Consider the following 19,520-nt stretch of genomic DNA (forward strand, 5'->3'; position numbering starts at 1 on the left):
AATGCTTACGAAGTATGTTTTGCTACGCAAAACATTGGAGGAGGTGCCTGCGAATGAAGGGGAAGAAGCGTGTGGCTGTGAGCGGAGAAACAACCAACATTATACCGATTCAGTGGGACGCGACGTTTTTCTTCGAGCGCGCGGTACGTTCCTTGGATCGGTACCATTATGACAAAGCGCTCAAATATTTCCGCAGGGCTGTGGAATATGAGCCGGACAATCCCGTGAACCATTGCAATATGGCCGGCATTATGTCCGAGATGGGCAACTACGGGGACTCCAACGATATCCTGAGCTGGATCTTGGAGGAGCTGGACCCTACGATGACGGAATGCCACTTCTATATGGCGAACAATTACGCGAACATGGATATGTTCGAGGCGGCGGAGCGTTCGCTGGTGAAATATTTGCAGGAGGACCCCGACGGACAATATTTGGATGAGGCGGAAGAGATGATGGAGCTTCTGCATTACGAGCTGGAGCGGCCAACGCAGCTGACCAATATTAAGTCTCGCCAGGGCATGGTGGAGCATGATCGCGCTCGCGCCTTGCTGGAGGAAGGGAAGTTCACGGAAGCTGTGCGCTTGCTTGAGGAGATTACCGAGCAGCAGCCAGATTTTCTCGCCGCCCGCAATAACCTGGCGCTTGCCTATTATTATATGGGCTTGTTCGATAAAGCGAAGGGCAGCATCGGAGGGGTGCTGGAGCATGAGCCCGGCAATCTGCACGCGCTGTGCAATCTGGCGATCTTTTATCAGCATGAAGGGGACCAGGAAAGTCTGGAGGCGCTTGTGAAGCTGCTGGTCAAAACCATGCCGTTCCATCAGGAGCATGTGTTCAAGCTGGCTACCACGATGGGCATTCTGGGCGAGCATGGCGTAGCTTATCGACATTTCGCACGGCTGATCAAGGATGGAGACGGCCAGCAGGACCCGTGTCTCTTCCATTATGCCGCTGTTGCAGCGTTCAATACGGGCAAGCTGAAGGATGCTGAGCGTCTATGGCGCAGCGCCATGAAGTGGGACGCAGAGTCCGAGGTGCCGCGCTACTACTTGGAGCAGCTGAAGCTGCTTCGCAACGGCAGGCCGTCGGCGCCGGTCAGCTACCACTATCATCTCCCGTTCGAAGAGCAGTTCAAGCTGTGGGAGAGGTCCGAGGACGGCATGCCTGATCTTCTGAAGAAGGATCCGCTTGTGCGGTCGTCGTTCTTCTGGGCGCTTCGCCATGGCGATCAGCATACGAAGCTTCAGGTTATTCAGGCTTTCGGCATGATTGCCGACAATGAAGTGAAGGATGTGCTGCGAGCATTTCTCCTGGAGGCGGAAGAGGACGATTATTTGAAAAAGATCGCGATCTTCGTGCTTCGCACCATCGGCGTGCAGGAGCCGCTTCAGACCATGCTGGAGGGCAAGCTGACGGTAATTGAGCCCAATCGCATGCCTTCCGAGCTGCCGGAATGGGATGACAAGTGGGAGGCTGTGGCGCAGGCCGCTATCAGCCGCATGAGCAAGCATTATGATCTTGTGCAGCAGCATGATATGATGACGTTATGGGTAGAGTTTCTAACGCGTGTGTATCCTCGCGTTCCGAAGCTGTCGAAGCCGGACGGCTGGGCAGCTGCGCTGGAATATTTGACGGCCAAGATGCATCGCAGAGCGATCTCCTATCACGAGGTGTCCGTAAGATACGGCACATCTATTGCGACGGTGAGCAAGCATGTGAAGCTGATTGACGAGGTATGCGGCATCAAGGAGAAGATGAGGACGATCAACGCTGTCCTGTTCTCCAAGCAAGCCAAGGAAACGACGGATGAATGAAATTGTTGACGAGGTGAAGATCATGTACAAATCTATTATTATCGGTACGGGCCCTGCGGGGCTGACAGCGGCAATCTATCTGGCTCGCGCGAATATGAACCCGCTCATTATTGAAGGACCGGAGCCCGGCGGACAGCTGACGACAACGACGGATGTAGAGAACTTCCCCGGCTTCCCGGACGGCATCATGGGTCCTGAGCTGATGGACAATATGCGCAAGCAAGCGGAACGGTTCGGCGCCAAGTTCATAACCGGCTGGGTGAACAGCGTGGATATGTCGGAGCGTCCCTTCAAGCTGCAGGTTGAGGGACAGGGCGAGCTGGTTGGCGAAAGCCTGATTATCTCCACAGGAGCCTCCGCCAAGTATCTGGGCATTCCAGGCGAGAAGGACAATGTCGGCAAGGGTGTCAGCACCTGCGCGACATGTGACGGATTCTTTTTCCGCGGGAAAAAGATCATTGTTGTGGGAGGCGGCGACTCCGCTATGGAGGAAGCGAGCTTCCTGACGAAATTCGCCACGAATGTGGAGCTGGTCAATCGCCGCGAGGAACTGCGAGCTTCGAAGATTATGCAGGACCGGGCAAGAGGAAACGAGAAGATCAGCTGGTCCTTGAACCGTACGCCAGTTGAGGTCGTAGCGAACGGCATGGGCGTCACCGGCCTGAAGGTGCGTAATAATGAAACGGGCGATGAGGAGCTCATCGAGACGAACGGGATCTTCATCGCGATCGGGCATACGCCGAATACGAAGTTTCTTGCGGGACAGATCGATACGGATGAGCATGGTTACATAAAAGTGAAGCCGGGCTCCACTGAGACGAACGTTCCAGGTGTATTCGCCTGCGGCGACGTACAGGACAGCAAATATCGTCAAGCCATTACGGCTGCCGGGAGCGGATGTATGGCCGCGCTTGACTGCGAACGGTTCCTCGAAGGCAGCATCACGCATGACTGGAGCCAATCCAGCTCTGAAGCGAAAGCTTAACCGCACTAGTAACAGAAACGTCCAGGGGGCAGCGCCATCGTTGCTCCCTTTGAAATTGTGGGCGCCTGATTTCCCAGCAGCCGCAAGGCTTGAACAGGTCTGGCGAGCGCTTGACCGAACAACAATCAACGCTTATAGTTGGAACAGGAACTCTAACATTGTGGATGAGGTGGCTTTGTCATGTCTGAGAAGATTTATATTGGAGTCGACGTAGGCGGCACAACAATCAAGGTTGGCATTTGCGATGCGGAAGGCCAGCTGCTGCACACGTACGAGGGTCCTACAGGAACGGGGCTTGGAACGGACGTCATCCTGAAAAATATTGCCGATTACGCGCGGAGGATTGTCGATGAATCTCCATTCCAATGGGAGCAGGTTGAGGGCGTAGGCGTAGGGATCGCCGGCTTCCTGGACATTCCAAAAGGATTTATTAAGTTCTCCGCCAATCTATATATAGAGAATACGGATCTGAAGGGCTATCTCGAGAAGGAGCTTCAGAAGATTGTGAAGGTGAACAACGACGCCAATGTGGCGGCGCTTGGCGAAGCCTGGGCTGGAGCGGGCAAGGGCGTCGACAACTGTGTCTGTTACACGCTTGGCACTGGCGTGGGCGGCGGCATTATTATCGGCGGACGGATTGTGGAAGGCTACGCCAGCATGGCCGGCGAGCTGGGGCATATCAATATCGTGCCTGATCTGGAGGCTATTCAATGCGGCTGCGGCAAGATGGGCTGTCTGGAGACGGTCTCCTCGGCTACAGGCATTATTCGTATGGCGAAGGACGCGGTAGCGCGGGGCGACCGCACATCGTTGACCGAGGTGCCTAATATTATGGCGAAGGATGTCGTTGACGCGGCGAAGGCAGGCGATGAGGTGGCGTCGCGAATCGTAAGCCGCGCGGCCTATTATTTGGGCCGTTCCATGGCTACAGTAGCGATTCTGCTCAACCCTCAATATTTTATTATTGGCGGCGGCGTGTCGAAGGCGGGCGATTTCCTGTTCGACCAAATTCGCGAGGTATTCGAGAAATATACGCTGGATCCGGCCAAGGAAGGCGTGAAGGTCGTGCCGGCTACGCTCGGCAACAACGCTGGCGTTGTAGGAGCGGCTGGACTTATTCTAAGAGGATAGCGGGTGAATACTCATGGAAGCGACAGCAACATTGGCAAAGCTTGTGATCATAACCGGCATGTCTGGCGCGGGCAAAACAATCGCTGTCCAAAGCCTTGAGGATTTAGGGTTTTTCTGCGTCGACAACCTCCCTCCGGTGCTTATTCCGAAGTTTGCGGAGCTGATTGAACAGTCGAACGGAAAGATCGGGAAGGTCGCGCTGGTTATTGATTTGCGCGGACGTGAATTTTTTACAGCGTTGTCGGAATCTCTTGCATATATTAAAGAACATCATACTATCAGCTGCGAGATATTATTCCTCGACGCGACGGATGAGGTGCTTGTTCAACGCTACAAGGAGAGCCGTCGCCGGCATCCGCTTGCGCCGCAGGGACTCCCGCTGGAAGGCATTCATAACGAGCGGCGTCTGCTGGAGGATCTGAAGGGCTCAGCATCCCAGGTGATTGACACAAGCAGCCTGAAGCCGCTGCAGCTGAAGGAACGTATTATATCGCATTTCACCAACCTGGAGCATAACAGCTTGTCCGTGAATGTCACGTCCTTCGGGTTCAAATACGGCATTCCGATCGACGCCGATTTGATCTACGACGTGAGGTTCCTGCCTAACCCGCATTACGTCGAGCATCTGCGTCCCAATACAGGGCAGACGCCTGAGGTGTACGATTACGTTATGAAATGGCCGGAAACCCAGGCGTTTCTAACCAAGCTCCTTGATATGCTGCAATTTCTTATTCCGCTGTACCGCAAAGAAGGGAAAAGCCAGGTTGTGATTGGAATCGGTTGTACGGGCGGGAAGCATCGTTCCGTCGCCATTGCGGAATATTTGGGCCGAATGCTCGGCAGCAGCGATACGGAGCGTGTGCGCGTAAGCCACCGCGATTCCGAGCGCGATAAGCACTGACGCGGGGTGAATGCATGCAGACGATACAAAAAGTAGTCAGGCGACCCAAGATTGTCGTCATTGGAGGCGGAACGGGATTATCCGTTATGCTTCGCGGCCTGAAGGAGAAGCCGCTCGACATTACGGCCATCGTAACGGTGGCGGATGACGGCGGAAGCTCCGGCATCCTTAGGAGCGAGCTGCAGATTCCGCCTCCCGGCGATATTCGGAACGTCCTGACCGCGCTCGCGGACGCAGAGCCTCTCCTGACGGAGGTGCTCAAGTACCGCTTCCCGAGCGGCACGGGCCTTGCGGGCCACAGTCTTGGCAATCTGATGCTGGCCGCGATGACCGATATTTCCGGCGACTTCGTTACCGGCATTCGCAGGCTCAGCCAGGTGCTTGCGGTGCGCGGACGCGTCCTGCCGGCCTCCGACCGAGCGATTGTGCTGAATGCCGAGATGGAAGACGGCACGATCGTTACAGGGGAATCCATGATTCCCAAGGCCGGCCAAAAGATCAAGCGGGTTTTTCTGGAGCCGTCAGACGTCGAACCGCTCCCGGAGGCTGTTGAAGCCATCGAACGGGCGGATGCCATTCTGATTGGTCCGGGCAGCCTCTATACAAGCATTATGCCGAATCTGATTGTGCCGAAGCTGGCGCAGGCGATTCTGGAATCCGAGGCCGTCAAGCTGTTTGTCTGCAACGTCATGACGCAGCCGGGCGAGACGGACAATTATTCGGTCAGCGATCATCTCGATGCTATTCATGCTCATATTGGCCATCATTTATTCGATTATGTCATTGTGAACGACGGTGAAATTCCTCCACAGGTGGAGACGCAGTATGCCGAGCTGGGGGCGAAGGCCGTTCATCTGGATATTGACGAGGTGGAGCGCCGGGGGTATAAGGTTATTGCCGACAGGCTGGTGCTGTTCCAGAGATTTCTAAGGCATGACGCGGAGCGGCTTAGCCATCATATTTATAAGCTGGTGGAGAACTGGATGTTAAGAAAGAGGTGAGGTAGAATGTCTTTTGCGGCGCAAACCAAAAAAGAGCTGACATTAATCGAAGCGGATAGCTGCTGTGAGCGCGCCGAGCTGTCGGCCCTCATACGGATGAACGGTTCGGTCAGTCTATCCAGCCGCAAGGTCGTTCTGGACATCTCGACGGAGAATGCAGCAATCGCAAGACGAATCTATACGCTTATCAAAAAGCATTATGAGGTCCACGTGGAGCTTTTGGTGCGGAAGAAGATGCGGCTTAAGAAAAACAATGTCTACATCGTCCGGATGCCTGCTGGCGTTCAGGAGGTGCTGAGCAGTCTGCAAATCGTCTCGGAGGGCTTTATGTTCAAGAGCGGCATCGACAGGGACATCGTTCGTAAGCCTTGCTGCAGACGCTCCTACCTGCGCGGCGCTTTCCTTGCAGGCGGTTCCGTGAACAATCCAGAGGGCTCGTCCTACCATCTTGAAATTTCATCTATGTATGAGGAGCATTGCGGATCGCTCGTGGAGCTGGCGAACAAATTCGATTTGAATGCCCGGTGCATTGAGCGGAAGAAGGGCTTTATCTTCTACATCAAGGAAGGTGAGAAGATAATCGAGCTGCTGAGCATCATCGGTGCGCATCAGGCGCTCTTCAAGTTCGAGGATGTGCGAATTATGCGCGATATGCGCAATTCCGTGAACCGGATCGTCAATTGTGAGACGGCCAACCTGAACAAGACGATTGGCGCGGCGGTGCGGCAGATCGACAATATTAAGCTGCTGCAGAAGGAAGTCGGGCTTGAAAGCCTGCCGGATAAGCTGCGGGAAGTCGCTGAGATCCGGCTTCAGCATCCCGATCTGAACCTGACCGAGGTAGGCGAGATGCTGCGGGGCAAGGTCAGTAAATCAGGGGTTAATCACCGGCTCCGCAAAATTGACGAATTAGCTGAAAAAATCCGGAGTGGGACAACTTTTGCCTAGTGCAAAGACTTGTATAATGATATAATAAATTGTAATTGGCTTATTTTTTCCGTGGATGTTCACGTATGAGTAAAATATAGGGGGTATGATTTCCATGACAAGGCTTCCGGTTGTCGTTCGTTTGAAGACGGGGCTTCATGCGAGACCAGCAGCGCTATTCGTTCAAGAAGCGAACAAATTCTCCTCCGAGGTATTCGTAGAGAAGGACGATAAGAAAGTAAACGCGAAATCGATTATGGGTATCATGAGCTTGGCGATCAGCTCAGGTACTGAAATTTCGATAAGTGCGGACGGATCGGACTCGGAGCAGGCTGTAAACGCTTTAGTCTCACTCGTCAGCAAGGAAGAGCTGGAGAACCAATAACCAACGAAGGAAGCTCAGTAACGACGCCGGCTGACGGGTCATGCGGGCTTCCTTTTTTAGTTGGCAGGGCAGGTATAGATGCGCGGTTCGGGTGTGCCGAACGGCGTATTTTTTGTGTGCTGAACGGAGTTGGGATGGGGTGTGAGTAGCTTGATGTGAGGGGATTTGAACGAAAAATCGTTCAAATAAGTGCCGCGCGGGCTGGGAGTGAGGCAGATTGAACGAAATATCGTTCAAAAGCTGGACCAAGTAACTGTATGTGTGTGGTTTTGAACGAAATATCGTTCAAATAACTGGTGCAGGAGCACGAAGTGAGGCGCTTTGAACGAAATATCGTCTAAAATGGTGCGGATGTGCCCGATGTGAAGGGAATTTGAACGAAAGATCGTTCAGATATCAGGATTGGTGCTGGGAGCGACGGGATCTAACTTCAATCAGGCTAACATCCAAGAATAAGTGTTTGCATCCATCCCATGTGAGGCTGCACGCATAAAAAAACCGTCATCCCAGGATGACGGCTGGTGAGAAGAGAAGCTTATACCTTCTCGATAACTTTATCGACGAGACCGTATTCCTTGGCTTCAGCAGCGCTCATGAAGTAGTCGCGATCGGTGTCCTGCTCAATGCGGCTAAGCGGCTGGCCGGAACGCTCCGCCAGGATATGGTTGAGCTTGTCGCGCATCTTCAGGATGCGGCGTGCGCGGATCTCAATGTCGCTTGCTTGGCCTTCGGCTCCGCCGAGCGGCTGGTGAATCATCACTTCGCTGTTCGGGAGCGCGTAACGTTTGCCCTTCGCGCCTGCAGTCAGCAGGAATGCGCCCATTGATGCGGCCATACCTACGCAGATCGTCGACACGTCCGGCTTGATGTATTGCATCGTATCGTAGATAGCCATGCCGGCTGTAATGGAGCCGCCGGGGCTGTTGATGTACAAGGAAATGTCTTTGTCCGGATCCTCAGCAGCAAGGAACAGCATCTGAGCGATGATGGAATTGGCCACCACGTCATTCACACCTGAACCAAGGAAGATAATGCGGTCCTTCAGCAGGCGGGAGTAAATGTCGTACGAACGTTCCCCGCGGTTGCTTTGCTCGATTACCATAGGCACAAAATTCATTCTTAACCAATCCTCCTTAAGTGTTTGCGAAGCAAACGAGGCTTCGAAAGCATAGGCTTAGTGTTTGCGAAGCAAACGCAGCTTCGAAAGCAAGCGTATATCCGCAAGTTTCCACTCCAAAAAGTGTATCCCTATAATAGCCCATTCAAACGAAAAAGTCAAAGATGGTCAAAGAATATCCTTCTTCTAAAATACAGGCAATGGGGGGTTCTCCCCCGATAGCCACACGTCTGATCGTTATTGCGCTAAATAGCTGCGATGAAGATCTGATAGCGATCCCACGTGTGGTTATGGAGCCGCACCAGCCCTACCGTCCATCGATAGCCACACGTCAGTTCGTTATTGCGCTAAATAGCTGCGATGAAGATCTGATAGCGATCCCACGTGTGGTTATGGAGCCGCACCAGCCCTACCGTCCATCGATAGCCACACGTCAGATCGTTGTTGCGCTAATTAGCTGCAATTGAGATGCGATAGCGATCCCACGTGTGTTTATGGAGCCGCACCAGCCCTACCGTCCATCGATAGCCACACGTCAGATCGTTATTGGGCTAATGAGCTGCAGTTGAGATCCGATAACGATCCCACGTGTGGTTATGGAGCCTTACCAGCCCTCCCGGCCCGCGATAGCCACACGTCAGATCGTTATTGCGCTAATTAGCTGCAATTGAGGTCCGATAACGATCCCACGTGAGGCTATGGAGCCCACCAGCCCTCCCGCCCCCCCTGATAGCCACACCGCACCAGCCCTCCCGTCCATCGATAGTCACACGTCTAACGCAACAATTATTATTGGATTAACTTGTGTAGATAGCTGTGTATAAGATTGCTTATGTAAAATGCCTACAAAAAAGCCGCTCAGCTTTTTTCGCTGAACGGCTGTACGTATTCGTTAAGTTGGCGCGCCCGCTAGGAATCGAACCTAGATCTCAGGCTCCGGAGGCCTACGTCATATCCATTGGACCACGGGCGCATAAACAAAAAAACAGTAGCAAAAATGATTATATGACATTCGGCGGATGAAAGCAAGCGGGTAAGCAAAATTAAAATTGTGAAAATCGTGACAGTAATCGCTTTCATATGTGCTGGGGCACTTGCGGGGAAGGCGCAATTCCAGTAATATAGAAGTGGGACTAAAAAGGAACATATGGGACGTATTCAGTCCCAGTTGACTGATGGAGTGAAGGAAGATGCGAGAGCTCATTGAACTGCAGCAGCAGCTTGTGCCGGATCTTCTGGAGGTCATGCGGAAGCGGTATATGATCCTGCATCAGGTCATGCTATCGGACACAATCGGACGTCGGACGCTGGCGAACGCGCTGGATATGACGGAGAGGGTGCTCCGGGCGGAAACCGAATTTTTGAAAGAGCAAGGCCTGTTGGAGATTGACTCCGCAGGAATGCGAATCAGTGAGCGTGGACGGAGCATGCTGGAGCAGCTTGAGCCGCTCTACAAGTCGATGTTCGGCTTGTCCGAGCTGGAGGAGAGGCTTCGCGCAGCGTTCGGTCTATCCCAGGTTGTTATTGTGCAGGGCGATTCCGAAACGTCGGTACAGACGAAGCGGGAGCTTGGTCGCGCAGCCTGCCAGGTGCTCAGGTTGAAGATTCATCCCCGCGATGTGGTGGCTATAACAGGCGGTACAACCCTGTCGCACGTAGCGAATCAGTTGACGCCAACCCCGGCGATGAAGGACATCTGGTTCGTGCCGGCCCGAGGCGGTCTCGGCGAAAGCCTCGACTATCAGGCCAACACATTGGCGTCGACGATGGCCAAGCGGACAGGCGGCAATTATCGACTGCTGCATGTGCCGGACCACTTGGGCGAGGAAGCATTCGCGTCGCTTATGCAAGAGCCGAACATCAGGGAAATCGTCAGCGTTATCCGCAGCGCGCGCATTGTGGTGCACGGGATCGGAGACGCGATGGTAATGGCGAGGCGCAGAAAGCTGGAGCTCGATGTCGTAGAAGCGATGAAGGCGGACGGTGCGCTGGCAGAGGCATTCGGGTTTTATTTTGACCGGAGCGGGGCTGTCGTTCACAAAATGCAGACGGTAGGATTACGACTTGAGGATATTGTGAACACTGAATGTGTTATTGGCGTAGCAGGCGGTCAGGGCAAGGGAGAAGCGATAGCGGCGGTCATGCGTTTCGGGCATAATGACGTGCTCGTGACGGACGAAGCGGCGGCGCTTGAGATCGTCAAGCTGCTGGACTGAGGGCAGCGGAGAGAGGCATCATGACGAGAAGCGGCAAGGGCCGCGGACGTCTTGAAATATATTTTGCAATACAATAATGCTTAGGAGGAAACAAACAATGGTTAAAGTTGGTATTAATGGTTTTGGACGTATTGGTCGTAACGTATTCCGCGCGGCGCTGAACAATTCTGAAGTGGAGATCGTAGCGGTGAACGACCTGACTGACGTTAACACGCTGGCTCACCTGCTCAAATACGATACAACTCACGGTGTTCTGGACGCTACTGTAGAAGCCAAAGAAGGCGCGCTGGTTGTTAACGGCAAAGAAATCAAAGTATTCGCTGAGCGCAACCCTGCAGACCTGCCTTGGGGCTCCGTAGGCGCTGAGATCGTTGTTGAATCCACAGGTATCTTCACTGCTAAGGAGAAAGCCGAGCTTCACCTGCAAGGCGGCGCTAAGAAGGTTATCATCTCCGCTCCAGCTACAAACGAAGATATTACAGTGGTTATCGGCGTTAACGAAGACAAATACGATCCGGCTGCGCACACAATCATCTCCAACGCGTCTTGCACAACCAACTGTCTGGCTCCTTTCGCAAAAGTATTGAACGATAAATTCGGCATCGTTAAAGGTATGATGACAACTGTTCACTCGTACACAAACGACCAATCCGTGCTTGACGTTCCTCATAAAGACCTGCGCCGCGCTCGCGCTGCAGCTGAGAACATCATTCCTTCCTCCACAGGCGCTGCGAAAGCTGTTTCGCTGGTACTGCCTGAGCTGAAAGGCAAGCTGAACGGTATGGCTATGCGCGTTCCTACGCCTAACGTATCCGTAACGGATCTGGTAGCTGAGCTGAAAGTAAACGTAACGGTTGAAGAAGTAAACGCAGCATTCAAAGAAGCCTCTGAGACTTCCCTCAAAGGCATCCTGAACTACAATGAGCTGCCGCTGGTATCCAGCGACTACAACGGCGACCCGGCTTCCTCCACAATCGACGCTCTGTCGACTATGGTTGTTGAAGGCAACATGGTGAAGGTTGTTTCCTGGTACGACAACGAGTGGGGCTATTCCAACCGCGTAGTTGATCTTGCTGCATATATCGCAAGCAAAGGTCTGTAAGGAAAGAAAGCTGACGGGCCGCGGCTCCTTACGGAGAGCTTCGGCCCTTGGTTTGCGCCCTCGCAGGGCCTGACCTCTAGGCGTTCCTTCCTTGATGCAAGGGAAGGGGCGCCTTTACTTATGTGAGACCACATTCGGGGAGGATTTTACGATGAACAAGAAGAGTATTCGCGACGTAGCAGAGCTGGCGGGCAAGCGCGTATTCGTGCGTGTGGACTTCAACGTGCCAATCGAGAACGGTCAGATTACAGACGACAAGCGGATCCGCGAGACGCTGCCAACGATTAACTATCTGATCGAGAAGGGCGCTAAGGTTATTCTGGCGAGCCATCTCGGCCGTCCGAACGGTGAAGTGGTAGAGGAGCTGCGCCACACGGCTTCCGCAGTGCGTCTGTCCGAGCTGCTGGGCAAGACGGTAGCCAAAGCGAACGAAGCGATTGGCGATATCGTCGAGACGCAGGTTGCGGCGATGAACAATGGCGACGTCCTGCTGCTGGAGAATGTACGCTTCTATCCTGGCGAGGAGAAAAATGATCCTGAGCTGGCGAAAGCGTTCGCGAAGCTGGCTGACCTGTTCGTCAACGACGCGTTCGGCGCCGCTCACCGCGCTCATGCTTCCACAGAAGGCATTGCGCACATCCTGCCTGCCGTGTCCGGTCTGCTGATGGAGAGAGAGCTTGAGGTGCTGGGCAAAGCGCTGAACAACCCTGAGCGTCCGTTCACAGCTATCGTAGGCGGCTCCAAAGTGAAGGACAAAATTGCGGTTATCGACAAAATGCTGGAGATCGCCGACAACATCATCATCGGCGGCGGCCTCTCCTATACGTTCTTCAAAGCGCAAGGCCATGAGATTGGCAAGTCCCTGGTGGACAACAGCAAGCTGGATCTGGCGCTCGAGTTCATCGAAAAAGCGAAGAAGCTGGGCAAAAACTTCTACATCCCTGTAGACGTTGTGGTTACGGATGACTTCAGCGCGGATGCGAACACGCAAATCGTGGGCATCGACGGCATTCCTTCCGACTGGGAAGGCATTGACATCGGTCCCAAAACGCGTGAGCTGTATGCGGATGTCATCAAAAACTCCAAGCTGGTTGTATGGAACGGACCAATGGGCGTATTCGAGATCGAGCCGTTCTCCCATGGCACGCGCGCGGTAGCACAAGCAACTGCGGAGACTTCGGCCTACACGGTTATCGGCGGCGGCGATTCCGCTGCAGCGGCTGAGAAGTTCGGTCTGGCTGACCAGATGGACTTCATCTCGACAGGCGGCGGCGCTTCCCTGGAGTTCATGGAAGGCAAGCAGCTTCCGGGCGTAGTAGCTCTTAACGACAAATAAGCAGAGGCTTTCGAAAACTTCGAAAACTTAAGGGGGATTACCGAAGATGAGCAGAACACCTATTATCGCTGGCAACTGGAAAATGTTCAAAACCGTCTCCGAAGCGACGGCATTCTTCGCGGAAGTGAAGGGCAAAGCAGAGGTAGCGGGCGTGGAGAGCGTCATCTGCGCTCCATTCACGGCGCTTCCTGCGCTTGTGGAAGCGGCGAAAGGCACGACGATCGCTATCGGCGCGCAGAACGTCCACTTTGAGGACAATGGCGCGTTCACGGGCGAAATCAGCGGCTCCATGCTGAAGGAGCTGGGCGTGAAATACGTCATTATCGGCCATTCCGAGCGCCGCGCTTACTTCGGCGAAACGGACGAGATCGTGAACAAGAAGACGGTTGCGGCATTCAAGCACGGCCTGACACCTATCGTCTGCGTAGGCGAGAAGCTGGAGGAGCGTGAGTCCGGCGCAACAAAGGAAGTGTGCAAGGTTCAGACGGAGGGTGCGTTCCAAGGCCTGTCCGCGGAGCAAGCGGCTGAAGTTGTGGTTGCCTACGAGCCAATCTGGGCGATCGGTACGGGCAAATCCTCCACTTCCGAAGACGCGCAAGACGTTATCGGCTATATCCGCACTGTTATTGCGGGTCTGTACGACGAAGCGGTAGCGGCGAAGGTTCGTATCCAATACGGCGGCAGCGTGAAGCCGAACAACGTATCGGAATACCTCGGCCAAGCGGATATCGACGGCGCGCTGGTAGGCGGAGCAAGCCTTGAGCCTGCGTCCTACATCGCTCTGATCGAGGGGGCCAAGTAAGATGTCCCGCAAACCGGTAGCACTTATTATCCTGGACGGCTTCGGCCTTCGGAATGACGTGACGGGCAACGCGGTTGCGCTAGCGAACAAGCCGAATTACGACCGTTACTGGGCGCAATACCCGCACACAACACTGACGGCTTCCGGTGAAGCGGTTGGTCTGCCTGACGGCCAGATGGGCAACTCCGAGGTTGGCCATCTGAACATTGGCGCGGGCCGCATCGTATACCAGGATCTGACGCGCATCAGCAAGTCGATTCGCGAAGGCGAGTTCTATGAGAATGAGACGCTGCTTGCTGCCGTCAATCATGTGAAGGCGAGAGGCAAGAAGCTTCATCTGTACGGCTTGCTGTCCGACGGCGGCGTTCACAGCCACATCGCTCACCTGTTCGCGCTGCTGGAGCTCGCGAAGAAGGAAGGGCTGACAGAGGTTTATGTGCATGCGTTCCTGGATGGCCGCGACGTTTCGCCTGACAGCGCCAAAGGCTACGTGGAGCAGCTGCAAGCGAAGATCGAGGAGCTGGGCGTAGGCCGCATCGCGACGGTGCAAGGCCGTTACTACGCGATGGACCGCGACAAGCGCTGGGAGCGTACGGAGAAGTCTTACCGCGCGATGGTATACGGCGAAGGCCCTCAATACATCGATCCCGTGCAGGCTGTCGAGGAATCTTACGTGTTGTCCGTATATGACGAGTTCGTCATGCCGACGGTTATCGTGGGCGGCGACGGCAAGCCGGTAGGGCTTGTGGAGTCTGAGGATGCCGTCATCTTCTTCAACTTCCGTCCGGACCGCGCGATTCAGCTGTCTCAAGTATTTATGAATGACGATTTCCACGGCTTCGACCGCGGCGTTAATCATCCCGTTGGTCTGCACTTCGTCTGCTTGACGCTCTTCAGCGAAACCGTAGGCGGCTATGTCGCGTATTCTCCGAAGAATCTCGACAACACGCTGGGCGAGGTGCTGGCGCAGAACGGCAAGACGCAGCTTCGCACGGCGGAGACGGAGAAGTATCCGCATGTGACATTCTTCTTCAGCGGCGGCCGCGACAAGGAGCTTCCGGGCGAGACGCGTGTGCTGATCAATTCGCCGAAGGTGGCGACGTACGATCTGCAGCCGGAGATGAGCGCTTACGAGCTGGCGGCATCCACCGTCCGTGAGATTGAAGCGGATAAGCATGATGCGATCATCCTGAACTTCGCGAATCCCGACATGGTGGGACACTCCGGCATGCTGGAGCCGACGATCAAAGCGGTAGAAGCGACGGATGAGTGCCTGGGTCAAGTGGTTGAAGCGGTGCTTGCCAAGGGCGGCGTCTGCATCATCACGGCGGACCATGGCAATGCTGATATGGTGTTCGACGAGAACGGCCGTCCGCATACGGCGCATACGACGAACCCGGTTCCTTTTATCGTAACGAGAGAAGGCGCGTCGCTGCGCGAAGGCGGCATTCTGGCGGACATTGCGCCAACGATGCTGGACCTGCTGGGACTGGCGAAGCCAGTTGAAATGACAGGCTCGACATTGCTTGGTCAGAAATAGTAGACTAGGGATTGGGAAAATTTTAATTCAGGAATAAAAGGAGAGAATTCACTATGTCCATTATCGTTGACGTATACGCACGCGAAGTGCTGGATTCCCGCGGGAATCCAACTGTTGAAGTTGAAGTAGCTCTGGAGTCCGGCGGCAAAGGCCGCGCGATCGTGCCATCCGGCGCGTCCACTGGCGCGTACGAAGCCGTTGAGCTTCGCGACGGTGACAAATCCCGTTACCTGGGCAAAGGCGTAACCAAAGCTGTTGATAACGTTAACTCCATCATCGCTCCTGAGATTATTGGTCTGGACGCGCTTGATCAAGTGGCTATCGACCGCAAAATGATCGCTCTGGACGGCACGCCGAACAAAGCGAAGCTGGGCGCTAACGCAATCCTTGCGGTATCCATGGCTGTAGCTCGCGCGGCTGCTGACGCTCTGGATGTGCCGCTCTACACATACCTTGGCGGCTTCAACGCGAAAACTCTGCCAGTGCCAATGATGAACATCATCAACGGCGGCGAGCATGCTGACAACAACATCGACGTACAAGAGTTCATGGTTCTGCCGGTTGGCGCTTCCGATTTCAAAGAAGCTCTTCGCATCGGCGCGGAAATTTTCCACAACCTGAAAGCTGTACTGCATGACAAGGGCCTGAACACGGCTGTTGGCGACGAAGGCGGCTTCGCGCCGAACCTGGGCTCCAACGAAGAAGCGATCACAACAATCATCTCCGCCATCGAGCGCGCTGGCTACAAGCCTGGCGTGGACGTATTCCTGGGCATGGACGTTGCTTCCACCGAGTTCTTCAAGGACGGCAAATACGTGCTGGCTGGCGAAGGCAAATCGTTTACGCCTGCTGAGTTCGTAGACCTGCTGGCTTCGTGGGTTGAGAAGTATCCAATCGTATCGATCGAAGACGGCTGCTCCGAAGACGACTGGGAAGGCTGGAAGCTTCTCACTGAGAAGCTGGGCAGCAAGGTTCAGCTCGTAGGCGATGACCTGTTCGTAACGAACACTGAGCGTCTGTCCTCCGGCATCGAGCAAGGCGTGGGCAACTCCATTCTGGTTAAAGTGAACCAAATCGGTACGCTGACTGAAACCTTCGACGCGATCGAAATGGCGAAGCGCGCTGGCTACACAGCGGTTATCTCCCATCGTTCCGGCGAGTCCGAGGACAGCACTATTGCGGACATCGCGGTTGCGACGAACGCTGGCCAGATCAAAACAGGCGCTCCTTCCCGTACGGACCGCGTAGCGAAGTACAACCAATTGCTTCGCATCGAGGACCAACTGGGCTCCACAGCTCAATACGGTGGCAAAGCGGCATTCTACAACCTGAAAAACTTCAAATAAGCCATAACGGTAACTTGGCAAGCGGTCCGCCCTTCGGGGCGGGCCGCTTGTTTTAAGCAGAAAAAAGCTATTCCCCGAGGTTCACGACCCCGAGGAATAGCTTTTTTTGTCCACATTGCATGTGAAGGAAAGTGTAAGCTATACCGCTAATGAGCGCGACCGACAGTATGGCGGCAAGACCATAGAACAGCGTCAGCAAGGCTGCGAGCTTCAGCCTTCCCCGAAGCTCGGCCTTCTGGAACCGGCCGTAAGCGCCCAGAATGACGGGCATGCTGAACAAGAGGGTGATTGCCGTCGTATAGAAGCCGGGATGCATACCTAGATACAAACGCCGGATGCCTTCTCTTAGTTGAGCCGCTGGCTCTCCAGGTACTCGCGTATCGACTCCCTGTTCTCCCGCGTAATACCTGCTACGTAACCTGGGCCAAGCAGGGTCATCTGCGCCAGGAAATATGCCATCTCCTTCGGAGGCGTCTTCATCCCGCTCTCCAGCCAGTTCTGAATAACACCGAGGTGAGCGGAGCTGACGTATGCGGTCAAGTATTCGGCAGGCACCAGCAGCTCGCCGCCGATGGTCGTCAGAATAGGCAGGGAGCGCCGCTTGATCACTTCCTTGATCTTCTTCTGGAAGGAGGGATCTCCCTTAGGTCCCAGGATTACCTTCATGAAAGCGGCATTCTCTTGTATGAGCTCGAACAGCTGCTCCACGAACGGAAGCAGCGTCCAGTTGCTCATCTGCTTGTTGTAATTAGCAGCGACCTTGAGGAAGCTGGTCTCCGCAAGCCCCGTTATTTCGTTGATCAGCTCCATCTCGCTCTGCTCCAGCAAATCGTATTTGTCCTTATAGTGGATATAGAACGTCCCCCGGTTAATGTCGGCCCGTTCCGTCAGGTCCTTGACCGTAATGCCGTCAAAGCCCTTCTCCTCCATAAGCTCCGTAAGCGCGTCGCGAATCATCCGTTTGGTCCGTACTACGCGGCGATCTACATGCTGCTGTTCCTCTTTCATCTCCTTAACCTCCTTACATAAGCTGCTAATCAACAGATGATCGTATGGTGTTCAGAAAACGTCACTCTGCTCTATGTTGATTATTGTGTTCCTTAGCCAACCGATTATAATGAACATTATGAACGATAATCAACACGGTGTCTATTAAAAACGAGGAGTGTGTTCCGAGATGACCGTTTTAAAAAATAAGCTGATCATAGCCTCTCCGGTTATTGCTCTGCTTGTTGTATTTATCTTTTCGCTGACGCTTATGCCAAGCGCGACGATGAAGCCGGCCGACCTGCCGGTTGCAATCGTGAACCTGGATGAGGGAGCCGACCTGCCGGATGGCTCAAAGCTGAAGCTGGGCGAAGCTATCGCGGCACAGATGGGGCAGGGGGCCGCTGGCACAGGCGATGAGGCCTCTCCCGTGAAGTGGGTGGGGGTAAGCAGCTATGAAGAAGCGCGCAAAGGCTTGAACGAGCAGTCCTATTACGCTGCGGTGATCATACCGGCCGACTTCAGTCGGAAGCAGGCTTCGCTTCGCTCTCCAGAGCCGCAAGCGCCGGAGCTGGAGGTGCTTGTGAATCAAGGCATGAACGCCACGGCGGCCTCTATGGTGACGCAGATGGTGAATGGGATGCTCGGCGGGATGAATGCCAAGCTCAGCGCGGAGCTGTTCGGCGAGCTGGAGAGCCAAGGCGCTATGCTGACTCCGAAGCAAGCCGCGGCTATTGCGGCGCCGATCGCCAGCAAAGTGACGAATGTGAACGAATTCGGCACAAGCGCGGCAAGAGGCAATGCACCCATCTCGCTGTTCCAGCCCATCTGGATGGCAAGCATCGCGGGCGCTGCGATTACGACGCTGGTCGTCGGCCAAACGATCGGGCGAGCGGGAGTAAGCCGTCGTGATAAGCTGCATGCCAGACTGGCGCAGCTTGGAATCGGTATAGTGATCGCCTTGCTGGCAGGCTTCACCATGGCCTGGCTCGCAGACGGCATGCTCGATCTGAACGTGCCAAGCGTGGGAGACATGGGACTATTCTTAGCGCGGTCTGTGCTTGCGTTCTTCCTTATGATCGCGGCTGTACTGAGCTGGACAGGAATTCAGGGCATCGCGCTGTTCGTCCTGCTATTGTTCTTCGGGGCGCCTCTATTGTCGCTGCCGCCTGAGTTCATGAATGGGTTTTACCGCGACTGGATTCATTCCTGGATCCCAATGCGGTTCATGGTTGATGGTCTGAGAGAGCTGTTCTTCTTCGGCCAAGGCTTCAGTTTAAATGGTCCAGCGCTTGTACTGGCAGGGATTGCTGTAGTGAGCTTTGTCGTGCTGCTGCTGTCCGTCATGAAGCCGGGTGGAGTGAAGGGTGCAGCAGCGCCATGATCATTGCAGCTTCGCCCAGCCCGTGCTGGCGGAGGAAGTAGCCAAATTTCGCGCTCATGCGGAGTAGGTTGTATTTTGACAAGAACGGTGAAGGATGGATAATAGCTAGTCCTATTGTAAATAACAAGCTAATATGCTATGATGAGCTTATGTGTTTTTACGAGCGGTTACGCTGGAGGTGGATTGAATGGAAGTCACATTGAAGATCCTGCTTGTATTGTTCTCGATCGGCTTGATCGCGGTCGTCCTGCTGCAGAAGGGCAAGAGCGCTGGTTTGTCCGGTGCCATTACGGGCGGTGCTGAGCATTTGTTCGGCAAGCAGAAGGCGCGTGGTCTGGACCTGTTCCTGCAGCGTCTGACGGTTGCTTTGGCAATTGGATTCTTTGTGTTGTCCCTGGTGGTATCCTATTTCGTCCAACAATAGTCCGTATGATGAAGAGCGAGGCCTTTGGTCCTCGCTTTTTTTTGCGTTTTTTTTCAAGGAACGGGATTGCGGGTATGCAAGTCGTGTATACTACATGGTATATGGCAATCTATCAACCG

18 protein-coding genes and 1 tRNA gene are annotated in these 19,520 nt (G+C 54.4%); 15 read left to right on the forward strand and 4 right to left on the reverse strand.

Features of this window, described 5'->3' with window-relative positions:
• Nucleotides 1-53 precede the first annotated feature (53 nt).
• The 7 genes from AB1S56_RS03475 (at nt 54) to AB1S56_RS03505 (ending at nt 7,147) form a co-directional block, all read left to right on the forward strand.
• Nucleotides 54-1,817: a tetratricopeptide repeat protein gene (locus AB1S56_RS03475; protein ID WP_340872517.1), complete on the forward strand. Its 1,764-nt coding sequence runs from the start codon at nt 54-56 to the stop codon at nt 1,815-1,817.
• Between the two features lie 22 nt (nt 1,818-1,839).
• Nucleotides 1,840-2,802: a thioredoxin-disulfide reductase gene (gene trxB / locus AB1S56_RS03480; RefSeq protein WP_340872581.1), complete on the forward strand. Its 963-nt coding sequence runs from the start codon at nt 1,840-1,842 to the stop codon at nt 2,800-2,802.
• A 180-nt stretch (nt 2,803-2,982) separates the two neighbouring features.
• Entirely contained in the window at nt 2,983-3,933 is a 951-nt protein-coding gene (locus AB1S56_RS03485) for an ROK family glucokinase (protein WP_340872519.1), read from the forward strand.
• Nucleotides 3,934-3,946: 13 nt separating this feature from the next.
• Nucleotides 3,947-4,834 carry an RNase adapter RapZ gene (gene rapZ, locus AB1S56_RS03490; protein ID WP_340872520.1) on the forward strand — a complete coding sequence of 296 codons (888 nt, stop codon included), beginning with the start codon at nt 3,947-3,949 and terminating at the stop codon, nt 4,832-4,834.
• 14 nt (nt 4,835-4,848) lie between these two features.
• Nucleotides 4,849-5,835, forward strand: a complete 987-nt coding sequence (locus tag AB1S56_RS03495) for a YvcK family protein (RefSeq protein WP_340872522.1) — start codon at nt 4,849-4,851, stop codon at nt 5,833-5,835.
• A 6-nt stretch (nt 5,836-5,841) separates the two neighbouring features.
• Nucleotides 5,842-6,783, forward strand: a complete 942-nt coding sequence (gene whiA, locus AB1S56_RS03500) for a DNA-binding protein WhiA (RefSeq protein ID WP_340872524.1) — start codon at nt 5,842-5,844, stop codon at nt 6,781-6,783.
• 94 nt (nt 6,784-6,877) lie between these two features.
• On the forward strand, nt 6,878-7,147 hold the full coding sequence (locus AB1S56_RS03505) for an HPr family phosphocarrier protein (RefSeq protein WP_340872526.1): 270 nt from the start codon (nt 6,878-6,880) through the stop codon (nt 7,145-7,147).
• Nucleotides 7,148-7,682: 535 nt separating this feature from the next.
• Here AB1S56_RS03505 and clpP read toward each other — a convergent pair.
• Together clpP and AB1S56_RS03515 are read right to left on the reverse strand one after the other, a co-directional pair.
• Nucleotides 7,683-8,264, reverse strand: coding sequence for an ATP-dependent Clp endopeptidase proteolytic subunit ClpP (clpP, locus tag AB1S56_RS03510; protein WP_340872528.1), 582 nt, complete (start codon nt 8,262-8,264; stop codon nt 7,683-7,685).
• A gap of 898 nt (nt 8,265-9,162) precedes the next feature.
• Nucleotides 9,163-9,237, reverse strand: a tRNA-Arg gene (locus AB1S56_RS03515).
• 217 nt (nt 9,238-9,454) lie between these two features.
• Between AB1S56_RS03515 and AB1S56_RS03520 the strand changes: the two genes are divergently transcribed.
• The 6 genes from AB1S56_RS03520 (at nt 9,455) to eno (ending at nt 16,606) form a co-directional block, all read left to right on the forward strand.
• Nucleotides 9,455-10,480 (forward strand): sugar-binding domain-containing protein, encoded by a 1,026-nt coding sequence (locus AB1S56_RS03520; RefSeq protein WP_340872529.1) that lies wholly within the window; start codon nt 9,455-9,457, stop codon nt 10,478-10,480.
• Between the two features lie 97 nt (nt 10,481-10,577).
• Nucleotides 10,578-11,582: a type I glyceraldehyde-3-phosphate dehydrogenase gene (gene gap / locus AB1S56_RS03525; protein ID WP_340872531.1), complete on the forward strand. Its 1,005-nt coding sequence runs from the start codon at nt 10,578-10,580 to the stop codon at nt 11,580-11,582.
• A gap of 151 nt (nt 11,583-11,733) precedes the next feature.
• Nucleotides 11,734-12,918 (forward strand): phosphoglycerate kinase, encoded by a 1,185-nt coding sequence (gene pgk / locus AB1S56_RS03530; protein WP_340872534.1) that lies wholly within the window; start codon nt 11,734-11,736, stop codon nt 12,916-12,918.
• A gap of 46 nt (nt 12,919-12,964) precedes the next feature.
• Complete coding sequence (tpiA, locus tag AB1S56_RS03535; RefSeq protein ID WP_340872536.1) at nt 12,965-13,720, forward strand: triose-phosphate isomerase; 756 nt, start codon at nt 12,965-12,967, stop codon at nt 13,718-13,720.
• 1 nt (nt 13,721) lies between these two features.
• A complete protein-coding gene (gene gpmI, locus AB1S56_RS03540) occupies nt 13,722-15,260 on the forward strand; it encodes a 2,3-bisphosphoglycerate-independent phosphoglycerate mutase (RefSeq protein WP_340872537.1) in 1,539 nt (512 codons plus the stop codon).
• 53 nt (nt 15,261-15,313) lie between these two features.
• Entirely contained in the window at nt 15,314-16,606 is a 1,293-nt protein-coding gene (eno, locus tag AB1S56_RS03545) for a phosphopyruvate hydratase (RefSeq protein ID WP_340872538.1), read from the forward strand.
• A 67-nt stretch (nt 16,607-16,673) separates the two neighbouring features.
• On the opposite strand, the gene AB1S56_RS03550 is transcribed toward eno, so the two are convergent.
• Together AB1S56_RS03550 and AB1S56_RS03555 are read right to left on the reverse strand one after the other, a co-directional pair.
• Nucleotides 16,674-16,934: a hypothetical protein gene (locus AB1S56_RS03550; RefSeq protein WP_340872539.1), complete on the reverse strand. Its 261-nt coding sequence runs from the start codon at nt 16,932-16,934 to the stop codon at nt 16,674-16,676.
• A 17-nt stretch (nt 16,935-16,951) separates the two neighbouring features.
• Nucleotides 16,952-17,614, reverse strand: a complete 663-nt coding sequence (locus tag AB1S56_RS03555) for a TetR/AcrR family transcriptional regulator C-terminal domain-containing protein (RefSeq protein WP_340872540.1) — start codon at nt 17,612-17,614, stop codon at nt 16,952-16,954.
• Between the two features lie 169 nt (nt 17,615-17,783).
• Here AB1S56_RS03555 and AB1S56_RS03560 point away from each other — a divergent pair, with 169 nt between their 5' ends.
• Both AB1S56_RS03560 and secG read left to right on the forward strand, forming a co-directional pair.
• The gene (locus AB1S56_RS03560; protein ID WP_340872542.1) at nt 17,784-18,977 is read left to right on the forward strand and encodes an ABC transporter permease; all 1,194 of its coding nucleotides are present in this window, start codon (nt 17,784-17,786) and stop codon (nt 18,975-18,977) included.
• Between the two features lie 187 nt (nt 18,978-19,164).
• Nucleotides 19,165-19,401 (forward strand): preprotein translocase subunit SecG, encoded by a 237-nt coding sequence (gene secG / locus AB1S56_RS03565; protein WP_340872543.1) that lies wholly within the window; start codon nt 19,165-19,167, stop codon nt 19,399-19,401.
• Nucleotides 19,402-19,520: the final 119 nt, after the last annotated feature.

The organism is Paenibacillus sp. PL2-23 (genome assembly GCF_040834005.1).
GTDB lineage: Bacteria > Bacillota > Bacilli > Paenibacillales > Paenibacillaceae > Pristimantibacillus.